At 60.5% G+C, this 17,577-nt stretch carries 11 protein-coding genes; 6 read left to right on the top strand and 5 right to left on the bottom strand.

Going from position 1 to position 17,577, the window contains the following annotated elements:
- Positions 1-67 precede the first annotated feature (67 nt).
- Positions 68-3,541 carry an Ig-like domain-containing protein gene (locus GLP43_RS06790; protein WP_237278720.1) on the bottom strand — a complete coding sequence of 1,158 codons (3,474 nt, stop codon included), beginning with the start codon at positions 3,539-3,541 and terminating at the stop codon, positions 68-70.
- Between the two features lie 367 nt (positions 3,542-3,908).
- Between GLP43_RS06790 and GLP43_RS06785 the strand changes: the two genes are divergently transcribed.
- The 6 genes from GLP43_RS06785 (at position 3,909) to GLP43_RS06760 (ending at position 12,099) form a co-directional block, all read left to right on the top strand.
- Positions 3,909-5,903, top strand: a complete 1,995-nt coding sequence (locus GLP43_RS06785) for a CocE/NonD family hydrolase (protein WP_237279930.1) — start codon at positions 3,909-3,911, stop codon at positions 5,901-5,903.
- A 131-nt stretch (positions 5,904-6,034) separates the two neighbouring features.
- Positions 6,035-7,639 (top strand): ABC transporter substrate-binding protein, encoded by a 1,605-nt coding sequence (locus GLP43_RS06780; protein ID WP_237278719.1) that lies wholly within the window; start codon positions 6,035-6,037, stop codon positions 7,637-7,639.
- Positions 7,640-7,653: 14 nt separating this feature from the next.
- Positions 7,654-8,610, top strand: coding sequence for an ABC transporter permease (locus GLP43_RS06775; RefSeq protein WP_005852247.1), 957 nt, complete (start codon positions 7,654-7,656; stop codon positions 8,608-8,610).
- Positions 8,611-8,743: 133 nt separating this feature from the next.
- Positions 8,744-9,559, top strand: a complete 816-nt coding sequence (locus GLP43_RS06770; RefSeq protein WP_237278718.1) for an ABC transporter permease — start codon at positions 8,744-8,746, stop codon at positions 9,557-9,559.
- Positions 9,556-11,193, top strand: a complete 1,638-nt coding sequence (locus GLP43_RS06765) for an ABC transporter ATP-binding protein (RefSeq protein ID WP_237278717.1) — start codon at positions 9,556-9,558, stop codon at positions 11,191-11,193. Before GLP43_RS06770 ends, GLP43_RS06765 begins: the two co-directional genes overlap by 4 nt.
- 69 nt (positions 11,194-11,262) lie before the next feature.
- Entirely contained in the window at positions 11,263-12,099 is an 837-nt protein-coding gene (locus tag GLP43_RS06760; RefSeq protein WP_237278716.1) for an alkaline phosphatase family protein, read from the top strand.
- Between the two features lie 9 nt (positions 12,100-12,108).
- Here the strand turns inward: GLP43_RS06760 and GLP43_RS06755 are convergent, their stop codons facing one another.
- The 4 genes from GLP43_RS06755 to GLP43_RS06740 all read right to left on the bottom strand — a co-directional run bounded on the left by GLP43_RS06755 (position 12,109) and on the right by GLP43_RS06740 (position 17,444).
- Positions 12,109-13,053: an alpha/beta hydrolase gene (locus GLP43_RS06755; protein ID WP_237278715.1), complete on the bottom strand. Its 945-nt coding sequence runs from the start codon at positions 13,051-13,053 to the stop codon at positions 12,109-12,111.
- Positions 13,050-14,927 carry an acyl-CoA synthetase gene (locus GLP43_RS06750; RefSeq protein WP_237278714.1) on the bottom strand — a complete coding sequence of 626 codons (1,878 nt, stop codon included), beginning with the start codon at positions 14,925-14,927 and terminating at the stop codon, positions 13,050-13,052. The genes GLP43_RS06755 and GLP43_RS06750 overlap by 4 nt, the downstream gene beginning before the upstream one ends.
- A 218-nt stretch (positions 14,928-15,145) precedes the next feature.
- The gene (lysM, locus tag GLP43_RS06745; protein ID WP_237278713.1) at positions 15,146-15,577 is read right to left on the bottom strand and encodes a peptidoglycan-binding protein LysM; all 432 of its coding nucleotides are present in this window, start codon (positions 15,575-15,577) and stop codon (positions 15,146-15,148) included.
- A gap of 67 nt (positions 15,578-15,644) precedes the next feature.
- Positions 15,645-17,444 carry an ABC transporter transmembrane domain-containing protein gene (locus GLP43_RS06740; protein ID WP_237278712.1) on the bottom strand — a complete coding sequence of 600 codons (1,800 nt, stop codon included), beginning with the start codon at positions 17,442-17,444 and terminating at the stop codon, positions 15,645-15,647.
- Between the last annotated feature and the right edge of the window lie 133 nt (positions 17,445-17,577).

Here is a 17,577-nt window from a genome sequence, read left to right as displayed (position 1 = left end):
CGCCTGCGGTCGTTGCCGCTAGCGTGTGCCAACCGCGCCCCCTTGGACAGAGGGCGCGGTGCAATCTTTAGACGATGACGTTGATATCGTTGTCGATCATTAGTGTGGCTTCGTCGCCCAGTGTATAGATGTCATAGGTTTGATCCCCACGCACCTCTGAACCGCCACGTACCGCGCCTGTGATCGTCACGGTGTCATCGTTGTGCCCGTCGATGATCAGCTCGTTCGTGTTGGTAGACAGGTTGACCAATGCGGCTTCGGTGATGGTCAGCTGCGCTTCTTCGGCGAACTGCAGATCAACGGTTTCGATGTTGTAGTTGCCCAGGTTCGGATTGGTCAGGGTCAACTGCGTGTTCGCCGTTTCGTCATCCAGTGCCAGATACGTGCCGGAAAAGTTTCCCGCAGCGTCAGTGGCCGTGACAATCAAATCGGACCCGTCTGGCACATTGCTTTCGAACTGGAAGTTCCGCTCGCCGATGGCGTCAATGTCAAAGCTGGTCGATTCAACTTCGGAAACGGAGCGATCCGCGTTCACCTGATGCACGTCCAATGTATCGGGGCTGATCTCGGTCGAGATGCCACGGATACCGTCACCATCGCGGGTGTAGGACGCGATGACGGGGCCTTCGGGCGCATAGGTATCGATGGCCAGCGTGTCGGTGATCGACGCGATGTTGCCCACATGGTCCGTCGCGGTGACAGAGATGTCGGCGTCATAGGTGCCCTGACGGATTTCCGAAGGCGGGATCGTGACCGACCAGTTGCCCGCACCGTCCACAAAGGCGGTGTAGTTGGTACCGTCAAAGTTGACCACAACGCTAGATCCAGCTTCGACCTGACCGTTCAGATCAATGCCGGTCTGGGCTTCGCGTGCGCTGACCACAGCGTCGTTGCCGCCCGCTTGGTTCATGTCGAGCGGATCCACGACCGTGTCGATCAGCACCGCGTGGCTTGCCGTGGCAGAGTTGCCCGCGGCATCCGTTGCCTTGACCGACACGGTGGTGTTGATCGTGCCCTCGGGCACTTGACCCGGTGCAAAGGTGACGGACCAGTTGCCATTCGCATCCACCGCGCCGTTCACCGACGCCGTGCCAAGCGACACGACGACAGATGACCCGACTTCAGAGGTGCCGGTGACCAGAACGCCGCCATTCGCCAGACGCTCTGCCCCGCTCACGATGTCATCGCCTTCGACGGTGTTCAGCGACAGGTTGTCGACGCGCGTATCCACGCGCACGCTGTCGGAGGCGCTGCGGCTGTTGCCCGCCGCGTCGGTCGTGGTTGCGGTGATGTCGGCGGTATAGACGCCTTGGGCAACTTCGCCCGCAGCATAATACGCGGTCCACTGACCGCTGCCATTTGCCACGACCGTGTGCGTGACACCGGCCAAGGTGACCTGCACCGTGGCACCTGCATCGGCGGTGCCCGAGATGGCCACACCTTCGCTTGCCTCGGCCGCGTTGACCACGTCGTCGCCCTCAACGGGCAGCGGGCTGATGGTCAGCGAACCGGCTTCGGTATCGACTGAAACAGACTGCGACACGCTATCAACGTTACCTGCCGCGTCGGTGGCGGTGGCGGTCATTGTGCTGGTATAGGTGCCTGCGGGGATGTCGCTAGGGGCGAAGCTGACGGTCCATGTGCCGTCCGCCGCAACCGTGGCCGCGCGCGACACCTGGCCAAGCTGGACCATAACAGTCGAGCCGGGTTCAACCGTGCCGGTCATCACGATGCCCTGCGCCGCCTCTGCCGCGTTCACGACCCCGTCGCTGCCGCCGGTCTGGCCGGTGAAGGCGAGGTTGTTGACCAAGGTATCGACATCGACTTGGCCAGTTGCGGTGGCCGTGTTGCCTGCCGCATCGGTCGCGACTGCGGTCACTGTCGCCGTTGTCTCGCCCGTTGGAATTTCGGAGGCCGCGAAATCTGCGGACCAGTTGCCGTTTGCATCAACCACCGCTTCACGGGTCACACCCCCAAAGGTGACCTGAACGGTCGACCCGGGCTGCGATGTGCCGGTCAGCGTCACGCCGTCGCCACGCTCTGCCGCGTTGATCACGCCGTCAACTTCGACGGTATCCGCCGCAATCGCGACTTCAGAGACGGTATCGACGACCAGCTGCTCGGTCGAGGTGGAGCTGTTGCCGAACGCGTCGGTTGTCACGATGGTGACGTCGCTGACGTATTCGCCTTCGGGCAAGGTGCCCGCCTGCCATGTCGCGGACCATGTGCCGTTGTCGCCCACAGTCGCATTGCGGGTGATGCCACCGATGGTCAGCTGTACGGTCGAACCGGGCTCGCCCGTGCCGTTCAGGGTGACGCCGTTGCCAAACGATGCGGCGTTATAGCTGTCGCCCACGGATTGCGTGCCTGATGTTACGGCGACGGTCGGTGCGATGGTATCTACCACCAGCGTTTCGGTCGTGGTCGAGGTATTGCCGTATTGATCGGTGGTCTTGATCAGCACGTCTGTCTCGTATTCGCCACCTTCCAGCGTGCCGGCTTCGAATGTGACGGACCATGTGCCGTCTTCGCCCACGGTGGTGCTGCGGGTGACATCCGCGACGGTCACGTCAACGGTCGCCCCTGCTTCACCGTTCCCGGTCAGCGTGACGCCATTTGCAAAGGATTCACCGTTAAAGAAGTCGCCGACACTCTGCGTGCCTTCGGACATGGTGACCGTGGGCGCTGTGGTGTCGATGACAAAGCTCGGCCCGTCGAGCACGATCTCATTGCCGTCCGTGGTCACGACGACCTCGGCTTCATAGCTGCCATCGTCGGGGAAATTATCGCCTTCGAACACGGCTTCGAATGTGCCGTCGTCGCCAACTGTTGTTGTGACTTCTTTATCGCCGATGGTGACCACCACGTCGGACCCGGGCTCGCCGCCACCGGTGACAACGACCTGCTCTACCGCGCCGTCGCCGCCGACCGTGCCGGTTGCTTCGGGTTCGTTCACGAACGGAGGTGCGACCGAAGGGCTGCCGCCATTGCCGCCACCGCCGCCGCCACCGATGACAGCTGCACCACCGACAACCGCCGCGCCGGCAGCTGCCGCTGCACCACCACCGCCAACGACGCCGCCCAGCAAGGGCGCTGCCAACATCGACACTTCGTCGTCACCCGCGCCCGGCATGACACCGCCCGGCACAGACGCCACATCGCTGCGGCCCAAATAGATCAGATCGTCAGAGGGGCTCCATTTGCCCCACTGCTCGGTGGGACCGTATTGCGCATAAAGCCCGCCACCTTCAGCCTCGACGAATGCGACTTCGTTCAGATAGCCGTCCGATGAAATGAACAGGCGGTTCGCGGCACCGGTTTCGTTAAAGTAATTCTCGATGGTGATGACCGACCCGTCATTCAGCGTGAGCACAAGGTCGTTGCCCGACCGCTGATGCGACTGGAAATCGGTCTGACGCAGGTTCAGCGAGATTTCCTGACCTGATGTCGCTTGGATAACATGGAAGTTTGCATTTTCGGCAACCGTGCCACGTTGCAATGCGCCCGCTTGATCGCGAACGACGAAATCTATCGTCTTCATAATATCTGCTCCACCTCGGTGCGCATTCTGCGCGCGACACCTGAGAAATTTTATGACCGCCAACGCGTTGATCGCATCGTGCAGCCGCCTGATTATGTCCGTCGTAAAAAACGAAACGTATTATTGAGGCAGAAGGTAGCCGCTTAGACACATAAAAGCCAAGGTTAAAGTGGAGCGCCACATTCTTGCCTTATTTCAACAGTGCAGCGCGGCCACAGTTTCTATCAGGACGGGAATTCGTTAATCTTTATTAACGTCGCTGAAATATTAACCAATTAATTTTACACAGGAATAATCAATGAGGGCCTGGTGGTTCGGGGCCGTGCAAGCGGTTGACAAGGCCGGTCTGCGCCACGACTTTCCCATCATGGATACCGCCCAGAACACCCCGCTATCACTGATCGAAGACCCTGACATGGGCATCACCCTCTCGGATGGATGCCGGCTTTCCGCGCGAGTCTGGCGGCCGGAAAATTCCGATGCCGCGCCGGTGCCTGTGATTCTCGAATACCTCCCCTACCGCAAACGCGACGGCACCACCGCACGGGATGCGCTGACCCACCCTTGGTTTGCTGAACGCGGCTATGCCTGCGTGCGGGTCGATATGCGCGGCAATGGCGACAGCTATGGCGTGATGGAGGATGAATACACCCCTCAGGAACAGGCCGACTGCATAGAGGTGATCGACTGGCTTGCCGCGCAACCTTGGTGCAGCGGGACGGTGGGTATGATGGGCATCAGCTGGGGCGGCTTTAACGGACTGCAGGTCGCGGCACATGCGCCCGAACCGCTTAAAGCGGTGATTACTCTGTGTTCCACCGTCGACCGCTTTGCCGATGACATCCACTATAAGGGCGGGTGTCTGCTGAATGAAAACCTTGGCTGGGGGGCAACGATGTGGTCCTTTTCAAGCCGCGCGCCCGATCCCGCCCTGCGCCCCGACTGGCGCGAGATGTGGTTGGAGCGGCTGGAGGCAGAACCGTTTCTGTCCGCCTTATGGCTGCGCCACCAGTCGCGCGACGCCTATTGGAAGCAAGGGTCGGTGATCGAGGATTACAGCGCGCTCAAGGCCAAGGTGCTGGCCGTTGGGGGCTGGGGCGATTCCTACAAAAACGCGGTGCCGCAACTGGTTGAAGCCTTGCCCGGTGCGAAGGGAATCGTTGGGCCTTGGGTGCATAAATACCCGCATTTCGCCATCCCCGAACCCCGTATCGGCTTTCTGCAAGAAGCGCTGCGCTGGTGGGATCGGTGGCTCAAGGGGATCGACACTGGCGTCGAGGACGACCCCGATTATCGCGCGTATCTGATGGACGGCATGCGCCCCGCCACATGGACGCATGAACGGCCGGGACGCTGGATCACCGAATCCACAGGCGCGACGTCGCATTTGCCCACCAAGACGCTACATCTGACGGATGAGGGCCTGCACGACACCGCTGGCCCGCTGGACCGCAGCGTCGCCTCCCCCGCGCATTGTGGGGCGGATGGCGGTGAATACTGCGCGATCTGGCTTGGCCCAGAAATGCCCGGCGACCAACGGCAGGACGATGCGCTGTCCGTCTGTTTTGACAGCGATCCCTTGGCGGAGCAGATGGACATCCTTGGCGCGCCGCGCCTGCGCCTACGTCTGGCCTGCGACAAACCACAGGGCCAGATCGCCGTGCGGTTGAACCATATCCACCCTGATGGGGCCTCGGCGCGGATCACCTATGGCGTGCTGAACCTGTCCCATCGCGACAGCGCCGAACATCCGCAGGCGATGGCGCCCGGTGCTATGACCGACATCACGCTGGACCTTGACCACATCGCCTATCGCATCCCCAAGGGGCACCGGCTGCGGGTGTCGATCTCTACCGCCTATTGGCCCCTGCTCTGGCCTGCGCCCGAAGCGGCAGAAGTCGCGCTGTCGTCAGGCCAGATCGACCTGCCGCAGCGCCCCACCGGCGGCGGGGACGAATACAGCTTTGCCCCGCCCACCTCTGCCGCCCCGTGGGAGACAGAGACCCTGCGCCCCGAGAACCACATTCGCCGCCAAGAGATCGACCGCGTCACCGGCACGGTTTCCCTGATCATCGAGGATGACTTCGGCAAGCTGCGTGACGCGGACCACGGTCTAATAGCGGGCACTATCGCACGCGAGACATGGTCCATTCACCCCGACGATCCGCTCTCCGCAAAAGGCACCTGTCATTGGACCGAAGAAATAGAGCGTGACGACATCATCCTGCGGACAGAAACCCGATCGGAAATGTGGTCGGATGCGACCCATTTCCACCTGACTGCACGCCTCGAGGCGTATGAAAACGACAAATTGATATATAAACGCGACGTGAGGGATGACATTAAACGACACTTTATGTAACAGGCTCGTCATCTAGCCGCCGGTATTAATACTTGCGACACGGGATTAAATGCTTAACGTCGTGCCACCAGTAAATAAAAAACCTGCGCAACAATGCGTGGAAGTATCACCTCAAACAGGGAATTCTCATCATGGATGATCAACTGAAACATATGACTGGCCAAGTGGCCAAGGGCACTATGACACGCCGCGAATTCGTCGGGCGCGCCGCTGCTTTGGGCGTGACAGCCGCCGTCGCCAACTCGATGTTGGCGAACCATGCGCAGGCTGCGGCCCACGAAGCACCGGTTCGCGGTGGCACGCTGAAAATCGGGTCGTCGGGCGGTGAATCCACCAACACGCTCGATCCCGCGCTGACCGCCTCCGAAGTGCCGCTGAACAACCTGCGCCACCTGTACGAAAGCCTTGTCGAAGTCGATCCCAACGGGAAAATCGAAAACCGCATGGCCGAAAGCTACGAGGCCTCGGCCGATGCAAAAACCTGGGCGTTCAAGATCCGCAAGGGCATCCAGTTCCACAACGGCAAAGAAATGACCCCCGAAGACGTGCTGAAAACCATGCAGCGCCATTCGGATGAAAACAGCCAATCCGGTGCCTTGGGCATCATGCGCGGCATCGAGAACATGAAGGTCGATGGCGACAACTTCATCGTTGAACTGGGCGTCGGCAACGCTGACCTTCCCTATCTGCTGGCCGACTACCACCTGATGATCCAGCCCGATGGCGGCATGGACAACCCTGGCGCGGGCATCGGCACCGGCCCCTACACGCTGGAAGTTGACGAGCCCGGCGTGCGCCACGGCTTTACGCGCAACGAAAACTACTGGGACGCCGACAACCGCGGCTTTACCGACTATAACGAAGTGCTGGTGCTGAACGATGCCACCGCGCGTACCGCGGCGCTGCAGTCGGGTCAGGTCAACATGATCAACCGCGTTGATCCCAAGGTCGCCGCCCTGCTGGACCGCGCGCCCAACCTGACGGTGAAATCCGTTGCCGGTCGTGGCCACTATGTGTTTATCGCCCATGTCGACACTGCACCGTTCGACAACAACGACCTGCGTCTGGCGCTGAAATATGCGATCAACCGCGAGGAAATGGTCGACAAGATCCTGCGCGGCTACGGCACCATCGGGAACGACATGCCGATCAACGCCTCTTATCCGCTGTTCGATGAATCCATCCCGCAGCGCGAACACTCCATCGAGAAGGCTAAAGAGCATTACGCCGCCTCCGGTCATGATGGCAGCCCGATCATCCTGCGCGTTGCAGACGGTGCCTTCCCCGGTGCGGTCGATGCGGCATCGCTGTTCCAGGAATCCGCCAAAGCCGCCGGTATCCCGCTTGAGATCAAACGCGAGCCGAACGATGGCTACTGGTCCGAGGTCTGGAACAAACAGCCGTTCTGCGCCTCTTACTGGGGTGGCCGTCCGGTACAGGACCAGATGTATTCGACCGCCTATCTGTCGACCGCGGACTGGAACGACACCCGCTGGAAACGCCCCGAGTTCGACGAGATGCTGCTGTCGGCCCGCGCCGAGCTGGACGAGGCCAAGCGCAGAGAGACCTACTCCAAGATGGGTCAGATGATCCGCGACGAAGGCGGGTTGATCCTGCCGATGTTCAACGACTTTGTGGATGGTGTCGCCAACAATGTCGGCGGCTGGGTCGAAGATCCCAACGCCGAGTTGTCCAACAACAAAGCCGGGATCAAATGCTGGGTCAAAGACGCATAAGGTAAACCCAGCTTATGCATCCCATCGTCAAACTGATCGCCCAACGCTTAGCGTTGGGCCTTCTGCTCCTCTTTGCCGCGTCGATCCTGATCTTCGTAGGCACCTCGATTTTGCCCGGCGACGTGGCACAATCCATTTTAGGTCAATCCGCCACGCCCGAAGCGCTTGCGAACCTGCGCCGAGAGCTTGGCATGAACGATCCCGCCATGACCCGCTATTTCGCTTGGCTGGGCGGCGTGCTTCAAGGAGACTTGGGCACCGCGCTGACCAATGGCCGCGATATCGCAGAAAGCCTTGGCGGGCGTCTGAAGAACACGCTTTTCCTCGCCTTCTGGGCTGCCGCAATCTCTGTGCCGCTGGCGATCTTTCTGGGTCTGCTGGCCGTGCGCTACAAAGACCGCTGGCCCGACAAGCTGATTTCTGCCGTCACGCTGACCACGATCTCTATCCCGGAATTCATGATCGGCTATGTGCTGATCTATTGGGTGGCGATCAAATGGCGGCTGTTTCCGTCGGTGGCGATCATCAATGACAGTATGAGCCTCGGGGCCAAGCTGAACGCGATTGCCATTCCGGTGATGGTGCTGACGCTGGTCGTTCTGGCGCATATGATGCGCATGACCCGCGCTGCGATCCTGAATGTCATGCAATCGGCCTATATCGAAACAGCCGAGCTTAAGGGCTTGGGCATGCTCAAGATTATCCGCAAGCATGCCTTCCCCAACGCCATCGCCCCGATCGTCAATGTGGTGATGCTGAACCTCGCCTATCTGGTCGTCGGCGTCGTGGTGGTAGAGGTCGTCTTTGCCTATCCCGGCATGGGGCAATATCTGGTCGATCACGTCAGCAAACGAGACGTGCCCGTGGTGCAGGCCTGCGGTCTGATCTTTGCCGCCGTCTATATCGGGTTGAACCTTGTGGCCGACATCGTGTCGATCCTTGCCAACCCGCGGCTGAGGCATCCCAAATGAGCGCCGCGCATCTCCCCCCGAGGCAATGCGCGACGCACGGGGCCGCAGTTCAGCTTTGCACCGACGCGACCCCCTGCCGCATGCCCGTATCGCCACCTGACGTTGACCCATTCATTTGTTTGGGAGCGAACCCATGAAAAACATTCCTATCTCCGCCATGATCGGCCTGTTCTTTACCAGCGTCTATTTCATCATGGCCGTCTTTGCCCCTTGGCTCGCCCCCTATGGCATGGCTGAAATCGTCGGCGACGTGTGGGAGCCTTCGTCGTCGGAGTTCCTACTGGGCACCGACAGCATCGGGCGTGATCTGCTGTCGCGCATGATCTACGGCGGGCGCACCACGATCTTTATCGCCACTGCAGCCACCATCCTCAGCTTTACGCTGGGGTCCATTCTGGGCTTCTTCGCAGCCGTATCCGGCGGTTGGGTCGACCAAGTCATTTCGCGCTTTGTCGATCTGATCATGTCGATCCCGTCGCTGATCTTTGCGCTTGTCGTGCTGTCGGTTATGCCGACCACCGTGCCGATCCTGATTATCCTGATGGGTCTGCTGGACAGCACCCGTGTCTACCGTCTTGCGCGCGCTGTGGCCGTGGACATCACCGTGATGGACTATGTCGAAGCCGCCCGCCTGCGCGGTGAGAAGATCGGCTGGATCATTTTCCGTGAAACCCTGCCGAACGCGCTGTCGCCGCTGATCGCCGAGATGGGCCTGCGGTTTATCTTTGCGGTGCTCTTTGTGTCGACGCTGTCGTTTCTGGGTCTGGGCGTGCAACCCCCTCAAGCCGACTGGGGCGGCATCGTGAAAGAGAACAAGGAAGGCATCAACTACGGCATTCAGGCGGCCTTGTATCCTGCCTATGCCATCGCCACGCTTTGCATCTCTATCAACCTTGTTGCGGACTGGATTTTGAACCGCACCACATCGCTGAAAGGGGGCCGCGGATGACCGAGCCACTTCTCAAGGTACGCGGCCTGAAAATCGGCGCGACCGCCTATCCGCCCGGCGAAAAGCCGATTGACATCAAGATCGTGCATGGCGTCGACTTTGATCTGCAACCCGGCAAGGTGCTGGGGCTGATCGGGGAATCCGGGGCCGGTAAATCCACAATCGGGCTGGCCGCGATGGCCTATGGCCGCGGCGGGGTAGAGATCACCGGCGGCGAGGTCTGGGTCAACGGGCGGGACATCCTCAAGGAGCGTCTGCGCGCCGTCCGCCGCCTGCGCGGGGCCGAGGTAACCTATGTCTCGCAATCCGCGGCAGCGTCTTTCAACCCCGCGAAAAAGATCATGGATCAGGTGACCGAAGCCGCGATCTATCAGAACAAGTTTACCAAGGCCGAGGCCGAGGAACGCGCGGTTGATCTGTTCCGCAAGCTTGGTCTGCCGGACCCTGAAACCATTGGGAACCGCTACCCGCACCAGGTGTCTGGCGGGCAGTTGCAACGCTGCATGACCGCGCTGGCACTGTGTCCGCAGCCCGATCTGGTGGTCTTTGACGAACCCACCACGGCACTGGATGTGACCACGCAGATCGACGTGCTGGCCGCCATCAAAGAAGCCATCGCCGCCACCGGCGTTGCCGCGCTCTATATCACCCATGACCTCGCGGTGGTGGCACAGGTCAGCGATCATATTATGGTGCTGCAACAAGGGGATATGGTCGAATACGGCACCGTTGATCAGATCATCAACGCGCCCAAAGAAGAGTACACGCAGGCGCTGGTTTCCGTCCGGTCGATCCGCCACGAGGAAAAGACGCCGACCGACACCCCTGTTCTACGGGTCGAAAACGTCACCGCCCGCTATGCGGGCACGGATTTCGACGTGCTCAAGAAGATCAACGTCGACATTCACCCGGGCCAAACTTTGGCCGTTGTGGGGGAATCCGGCTCGGGCAAATCCACACTGGCCCGCGTGATCACCGGCCTGCTGCCCCCAAGCGACGGGACGATCACATTTGACGGGCGCGAGCTGTCGCCCGCGCTGGCGCAACGCCCGCTGGAAGACCTGCGCGAGATGCAGATGATCTACCAGATGGCCGATACCGCGATGAACCCGCGCCAGACCGTGGGCACCATCATCGGCCGCCCGCTTGAGTTTTATTTCGGGCTGAAAGGCAAGGCAAAGCAGAAGCGTATTCAGGAACTGCTGGACGAGATCGAATTGGGCGACGGGTTTCAGGACCGCTATCCGGCAGAGCTGTCGGGCGGGCAGAAACAACGTGTCTGCATCGCCCGTGCGCTGGCCGCAAAGCCCAAGCTGATCATCTGCGACGAGGTGACAAGCGCGCTTGACCCGCTGGTGGCGGATGGGATCCTCAAGCTGCTGTTGAACCTGCAAAAGATCGAGGATGTCGCCTATCTGTTCATCACCCACGATCTGGCAACGGTAAAAGCCATCGCAGACAGTATCGCTGTGATGTATCAGGGCGAAGTTGTGCGGTATGGCACCAAAAGTCAGGTGCTGTCACCGCCCTTTGACGACTATACCGACCTGCTGCTGAGCTCTGTTCCCGAGATGAAGATCGGCTGGCTGGAAGAAACCATCGCACATCGCAAAATGGAAAGCGCTGGCAATTAAGCCTGTGGGCAACGCGGCGGTTTGTATCGGACAAATACAATCGCTGTGGTCCGCCGAAAAGGTATCGACATGAAGAACAAGCTGCTTTTGATCATCCTCGACGGTGTGCCTTACCGCAATTTCCGTCGGCTGTTCGGCAATCTGGAAGGCTGGGTCGACAGTGGCGAGGCGCGGGTCTGGAAGCACCGTGCGGTGCTGCCGTCGATCTCTGCCTCCTGCTACGCTTCGATCCACACGGGCGTTGCACCGGCTGAACATGGCTGTACCGGCAACGGCAATGTATTCCGTCTGAAGCACAAGGATGTCTTCGCCCAGACCCGTGCGGCGGGCGGCGTGACCGGGGCCGTGGCCCATTCTTTCTGGTCACAATTCTTCAACCGCCACCCCTTCGACTATGTGCGCGACGTGGAATATGATGAACCCGATAGCGACACGATCAACCACGGGCGGTTTCACACGATGACGGGCTACGGGCTGGTGAACCAGATGACCCCTTCGGATGTGGATCTGTTTGGCTCCCTCACCAATCTGGCGCTGCGATTCGGGCTGAACTACGGGATGCTGCACACCTGCACGCTAGACAGCATGGGGCACCGCTTTTTCCACGACTGTCAGGAAATGGACCACGCCTGCGCCGTCATGGACGAGATGCTTGCCCCCTTCATCCCGAAATGGCGCGCCTTGGGGTACGAGGTGATCGTCACAGCGGATCACGGGCAAGACGAACGCGGGCACCACGGCGGGCGCAGTGCATTGCAGCAGGAAACCGCGCTCTATTACTTTGGCGATGCCGAAGGACCGTCGGAGGATACGGTGATCGACCAGTTGCAGCTCGCGCCGACGATCCTTGGCCGTCTGGGTGCGCCGGTTGCCGATACCATGAAGGCGCAGTCTTTCCTGAAATGATGCCGTTTCTCAGGCCGTGCTGATCGCAGGCCATTCCCCTGCGCCGACAGCGCCGATCGCCGCGGTCACCTGATCAAAGAACGCTGCCGCCTTGCGTGACATCACCCGCGCGCGCAGACAGCCATGGACAAGGCCCGCGGCCTCGTGCCACTGGGCCTGTCCGCCTGCCCTATGGATCGCGGCGGCATAGGCTTCCCCATCGCTCGACAGCGGGTCACAGGCGACCGTGAGGATCACCGTAGGCGGCAGATCGGAAAAGTCGGTATCATGCAGCGGGGCGTAGCGTGGATCGTCCACAGGCGGCACCCCACCGGATCGGACCTGCTGGTAAAACTCCATATCCGCAACCGTCAGCTGCGGCGCGTTGGCGTGGGTGATATAGCTGCCCTTGCTGCGATCCCCGCCCAGTCCGGGATAGATCAGCACCTGACCCGCTATGCGCGCCTGAAAAGATGTTCGCGCGGAATGGGCTACGGCGGCAGCAAGATTGCCGCCTGCACTGTCGCCCGCCAATACAATCGCGCCGTCATATGCGGCTGCAATCGCCTGAAATGCGGCCCACGCGTCGTTGAAACATCCGGGAAAGACGACCTCGGGGGCGAGCGCGTAGTCGACAGAGATCACACGGTAGCCGGTCGTGGCGCAAATCTCGGCGCAGACATCATCGTGACTGTCGAGCCCGCCAACAACAAACCCGCCGCCGTGATAGTAGATGACAGTGATATCGGATGTCTCGACCTCGTAAACGCGACATGGGACGCCGCCGAAGGCGACGTCCCATGTGCGGACCCCATCAGGGTGGGGTTGGTGAAAAGCAGCGCACATCCGGTTATAGACAGCGCGCTGCTGGTCGATGGTCAGCGACACCGCGTCCGGTGGATAGAAACTGTCCGAGCGGTCCATATAGGCCCAGATCTCTTCATCCAGTAGAACGCGGTAGTCGGGTTGGATCACGCGGCCTCCCAACCGAAGGTAAAGGCGTTCAGCGACGCGCCGACATCGGCCTCGCTCGCGCCGTTCATGGCGATCTGCGCCACCAGACCGCGTTTCTTGTCATCGGTGACAGAGGCAACACGAGCGGGCAGGCCGGCGGCTTCCAATGTCTCGTCATAGACGCGCGTGATCGCGTTTTTGCGCAGATCGGGCTTAAAGATCTTACCGACGGCGGTTTTGGGCAGTTCGCTCATGATGGTCATATGCTTGGGCTGCGCCGCGCGTTCCTGCACGTGCTCTTTGCAGAACTCCAGCAGTTCGGCTTCGGTGATCGACGCACCTGCGACCAGTTCGACAAAGGCGCAAGGCACCTCGCCCGCGTGGGCATCCGGCTGGCCAATGGCACCGGCAAAGGCGACCGCCTCGTGACCCAGAAGCGCCTCTTCGATCTCGGCGGGGTCGATGTTGTGACCGCCACGGATGATCAGGTCTTTCGCACGGCCCGTGATCCAGAGGTATTTGTCGCTGTCGATACGGCCCAGATCCCCTGTGCGCAGGTGCGTGCCCTGATAGTAGAGATCCTTGTTCTTATCGGCTTCGGTATAGGTGTTGCCCGCATAGACGCCGGGGTTCGAGATACAGATTTCGCCGATCTCGTCGACCTCTGCCTCGACCAGCCCGTCGCCGGTGCTTTTGACTATCTTCACATCCGTATAGGGGAAGGTGATGCCGATGCTGCCCACTTTGCGCACGCCGTCCGTCGGGTTCGACGATACAAGGCAGGTCGCCTCTGTCAGGCCGTAGCCTTCGATCAGCGTGATGCCGGTGGCCTTTTCAAAGCGGCGGAACAGTTCCAGCGGCAATGGTGCCGAGCCGGAGAAGGCGGTTTTCACGGTCGAGATATCAGCGTTGATCGGGCGCTGCATCTTGGCGGAAATCGCCGTCGGGACAGTGATGATGAAAGTGATTTTCCAGCGTTCGACCAGCTTCCAGAAGTTGTCGAACACCCCGTCCCCGCGATAGCCCTGAGGCGTCGGGAAAACCACATGCGCACCGGATTTTACGGCAGCCATGAGGATCACGTGGCAGGCGAAAACGTGGAACAACGGCAGCGGACACATGATGTTGTCGTTTTCCGTATATAGCAGCGTGTGCCCAAGCCAGCCGTTATAGACCATGCCGGAATACTTGTGCTGCGCCACTTTGGGCATGCCCGTCGTCCCACCGGTGTGGAAGTAAAAGGCGACGCGATCCTCTTGCGGATCGTCGAACGTCAGCTCTGGGGATTGCTTGGCGATCTCGGAATTGAAGTTCTTGTAGGTCGCCTGATTGGTCACGGTCATTTTGGGACGGATCAGCGGCACGATCCACGACTTTGGTGCGGTCAGATAGCGGCACAGGTCCACTTCGAGCACGGTCGTGACATTCGGCGCCAGCTTGACCGCCTCGGCGGTTTTCTCGGCCACATCCGTCTTGGGGAAAGGCCGCAGGGTCACAACGACCTTGGCATTGGTTTCACGTAGGATCGACCCGATCTGCTCTGCCTCGAGCAGCGGGTTGATGGGGTTTGCGATCCCTGCGACGGCACCGCCCAAAAGTGTGATGACCGTCTCGTTACAGTTTGGCAGCACATAGGCGACCACATCGGTCGGCCCGACACCCAGCGACCGGAACAGATTGGCCGCACGGCCCACCTGACCACGCAGCTGCGACCAGCTAAGGGTTTCGGCATGATCTTTTGGCCCCGAGAACAGCTGGTAGCTGATCGCGTCGTGGCTTGGAAACTTTCCGGCGGTTTCGCTCAACATGCTCCAGAGTGTTTTGGGCACGTCGCGGTCAGCCCACGGCATTTCTGCTTCGATTGCGTTACGGTCTTCTACACCGGCAAATGACATTATTTTCCTCCCTTAGTGGTGCGGTTTGCCCGCATCCCGTTATTCCCTGTTGTCAAAGATGATTGCTAATTTCAGCTTTCGCAAGCATTTGCAGGCACCCAAACGCTGCGTTCAAGCCCACTGACCCAACGGAAGGCTCGAAAAAGAGCGGCAGACGCCGCCTGCCGCTCTCTTTTATGGGGTAAAAGCGCGTGGCGCACCCCTTATGTGTTGTGCGATTACTTGGCAGGAATACGCAGCATCTGACCGGGATAGATTTTATCGGGGTGGGTCAGCATAGGTTTATTCGCTTCAAAGATTTCTTCGTAGCGCGCGCCATTGCCAAGGGTCTTGGCCGCGATGGCCCAAAGCGTGTCGCCCTTTTCAACGGTGTGGAAGGTACCGTCCCCCTCGCCGCCGTCCATGTCTTCTTCAACCGCGGCAACGCCTTCGACGTTCCCGACGGCCAGAATGACCTTTTCTTTGGTTTCTTGGTCAGCGGCCTTGCCGGAAACTTTGACCTTGTCGCCGTCGACAGAGATATCCAGCCCGTCGGCATTCAGCCCCAGATCCTTCAATTCATCCTGAAGCGCGGCTCCGGTGACTTCGGTATCATCACCGCCGCCAAATACTTTCTTGCCGGCGTCTTTTACGAAACTCCACAAACCCATGTTGCTCTCCTTCTGGATCCATTCGGGTGTGATTGTTTCCATTTAACCGTGACGTTCACAAGTTTTTTTATGCGTCCGCGCGCCCATCGGTGAATTGCAGCCGTGCCAGACGCGCATAGAGGCCGCCCTTGGTGACCAGCTCGTCATGGGTGCCCATATCGACGATCTGCCCTGCTTCCAGCACGACGATGCGATCAGCCTTTTTCACCGTCGCCAGACGATGCGCGACGATCAGGGTGGTGCGGTCCGCGCTCAACCGATCCACGGCGGCCTGCACGGCGCGTTCGCTTTCGGCATCCAAGGCGCTTGTGGCTTCGTCCAGCAGCAGCACCGGCGCGTCGCGCAGGATGGCGCGGGCGATGGCGATACGCTGCTTTTGCCCGCCCGACAGCATCACCCCGCGTTCGCCCAGATAGCTGTCGTAGCCGTCGGGCAATGCGCTGATGAACCCGTGGGCGGCGGCGGCCTCGGCGGCGGCGTCAATCTCGGCGTCTGTGGCGTCGGGGCGGCCAAAGCGGATATTCTCGCGGGCAGAGGCGGCGAAAATCACCGGATCTTGCGGCACCAAGGCGACCGACCGGCGGAAGGCCGCACGCGAGACATCGCGCAGATCGACCCCGTCAAGGGTGATCCGCCCCGAAGCAGGATCATAGAACCGCAGAATCAACTGGATGATCGTAGTCTTGCCTGCACCCGAGGGCCCGACGAACGCGACCGTTTCACCGGGGTTGATCGACAGGTTGACCCCGTCCAGTGCCTGCACATCAGGGCGCGCAGGGTATCTGAAATGCACGTCCTCAAAGGCAATCCGACCGGCGACAGGGGCGGGTAAATCAATGGCCGCAGCGGGGTCTTGCACGGTATCTTCGGTCCGCAACAGCTCTACCAGACGTTCGGTGGCACCGGCGGCGCGTTGAAGTTCGCCCCAGATCTCGGACAGCGCCGCGACCCCGCCTGCCACCATCACGGCATAGATCACGAATTGCACCAAGGCACCGGGGGTCATCTGGTCGGCACGCACATCCCGCGCGCCCATCCACAAAACGCCCACGACACCGGCAAAGACCAGAAAAATTACGATAATCGTCATCAGCGCGCGGGTCTTGATCCGACGCTGCGCCGCATCAAAGGACGCCTCGGTCATCTGGGCGAATTGCGACTGGCTGGCCGCTTCATTTGTAAAGGCCTGCACGGTCTGCACCGCGCCCAAACTCTCGGACGCATTGCCCGAGCTTGCCGCGATCCAGTCCTGATTTTCACGGCTCAGCACCCGCAAGCGCCGCCCCAGCACGAGGATCGGCACAATTACCGCCGGCACGATCAACAACACCATCGCCGTCAGCTTGGCCGAGGTGAACAGCATCAGCACCAGCCCACCGGTCACGATCAGCATATTGCGCAGCGCGATGGACACGGACGACCCGATCACCGACAGGATCAACGTGGTGTCCGTGGTGATCCGGCTCAGCACCTCGCCGGTCATCAGGTTCTCGTAGAACGCCGGGCTCATCGAGATCACGCGATCGAACACCGCCTTGCGGATATCGGCAACGACCCGTTCGCCAAAGCGCGTCACCAGCGCATAGCGCAGCCCCGTGCCCACAGCCAGAAGGGCCGCGATGATCAGGGCGGCAACGAAGTACTGGTCCAGCAATTCGGCCTCGCCGGTGCCGAAATTATCGATCACGCGGCGGACGGCCAGCGGCAGCGTCAAAGAGATCATCGCCGTGAGCACCAGCGCCAGAATGGCCGCGATCATCAGCCCGCGATAGGGCGCAAGAAACGGCAGCAGCGCGCGCAGGGCCCCCAACTCACGCGATTTTTCGCGTTCTTCGGTGCCGGGGCCGGGCGTCGGGGTACGTGCCATGAGATATCCTTTGGAGTGCTGCCGTGTCATCGCCCGCACATCGCGCGGGGTCAAGGGCTGCACCCCTAGCGGTCTTGCGACAAAAGCGCATTGATCCAGCGCAAACAGCGAAAATCAAAACGATGTTTGGAAA

Source organism: Sulfitobacter sp. M39 (genome assembly GCF_021735935.1).
Lineage (GTDB): Bacteria > Pseudomonadota > Alphaproteobacteria > Rhodobacterales > Rhodobacteraceae > Sulfitobacter.
This window is presented reverse-complemented; position numbering and strand designations above follow the sequence as displayed.

Coding starts and splice junctions, on each gene's coding strand:
- GLP43_RS06790 (WP_237278720.1), bottom strand. CDS start 3,541: ATGAAGACGATAGATTTCGTCGTTCGCGATCAAGCGGGCGCATTGCAA.
- GLP43_RS06785 (WP_237279930.1), top strand. CDS start 3,909: ATGGATACCGCCCAGAACACCCCGCTATCACTGATCGAAGACCCTGAC.
- GLP43_RS06780 (WP_237278719.1), top strand. CDS start 6,035: ATGGATGATCAACTGAAACATATGACTGGCCAAGTGGCCAAGGGCACT.
- GLP43_RS06775 (WP_005852247.1), top strand. CDS start 7,654: ATGCATCCCATCGTCAAACTGATCGCCCAACGCTTAGCGTTGGGCCTT.
- GLP43_RS06770 (WP_237278718.1), top strand. CDS start 8,744: ATGAAAAACATTCCTATCTCCGCCATGATCGGCCTGTTCTTTACCAGC.
- GLP43_RS06765 (WP_237278717.1), top strand. CDS start 9,556: ATGACCGAGCCACTTCTCAAGGTACGCGGCCTGAAAATCGGCGCGACC.
- GLP43_RS06760 (WP_237278716.1), top strand. CDS start 11,263: ATGAAGAACAAGCTGCTTTTGATCATCCTCGACGGTGTGCCTTACCGC.
- GLP43_RS06750 (WP_237278714.1), bottom strand. CDS start 14,927: ATGTCATTTGCCGGTGTAGAAGACCGTAACGCAATCGAAGCAGAAATG.
- lysM (WP_237278713.1), bottom strand. CDS start 15,577: ATGGGTTTGTGGAGTTTCGTAAAAGACGCCGGCAAGAAAGTATTTGGC.
- GLP43_RS06740 (WP_237278712.1), bottom strand. CDS start 17,444: ATGGCACGTACCCCGACGCCCGGCCCCGGCACCGAAGAACGCGAAAAA.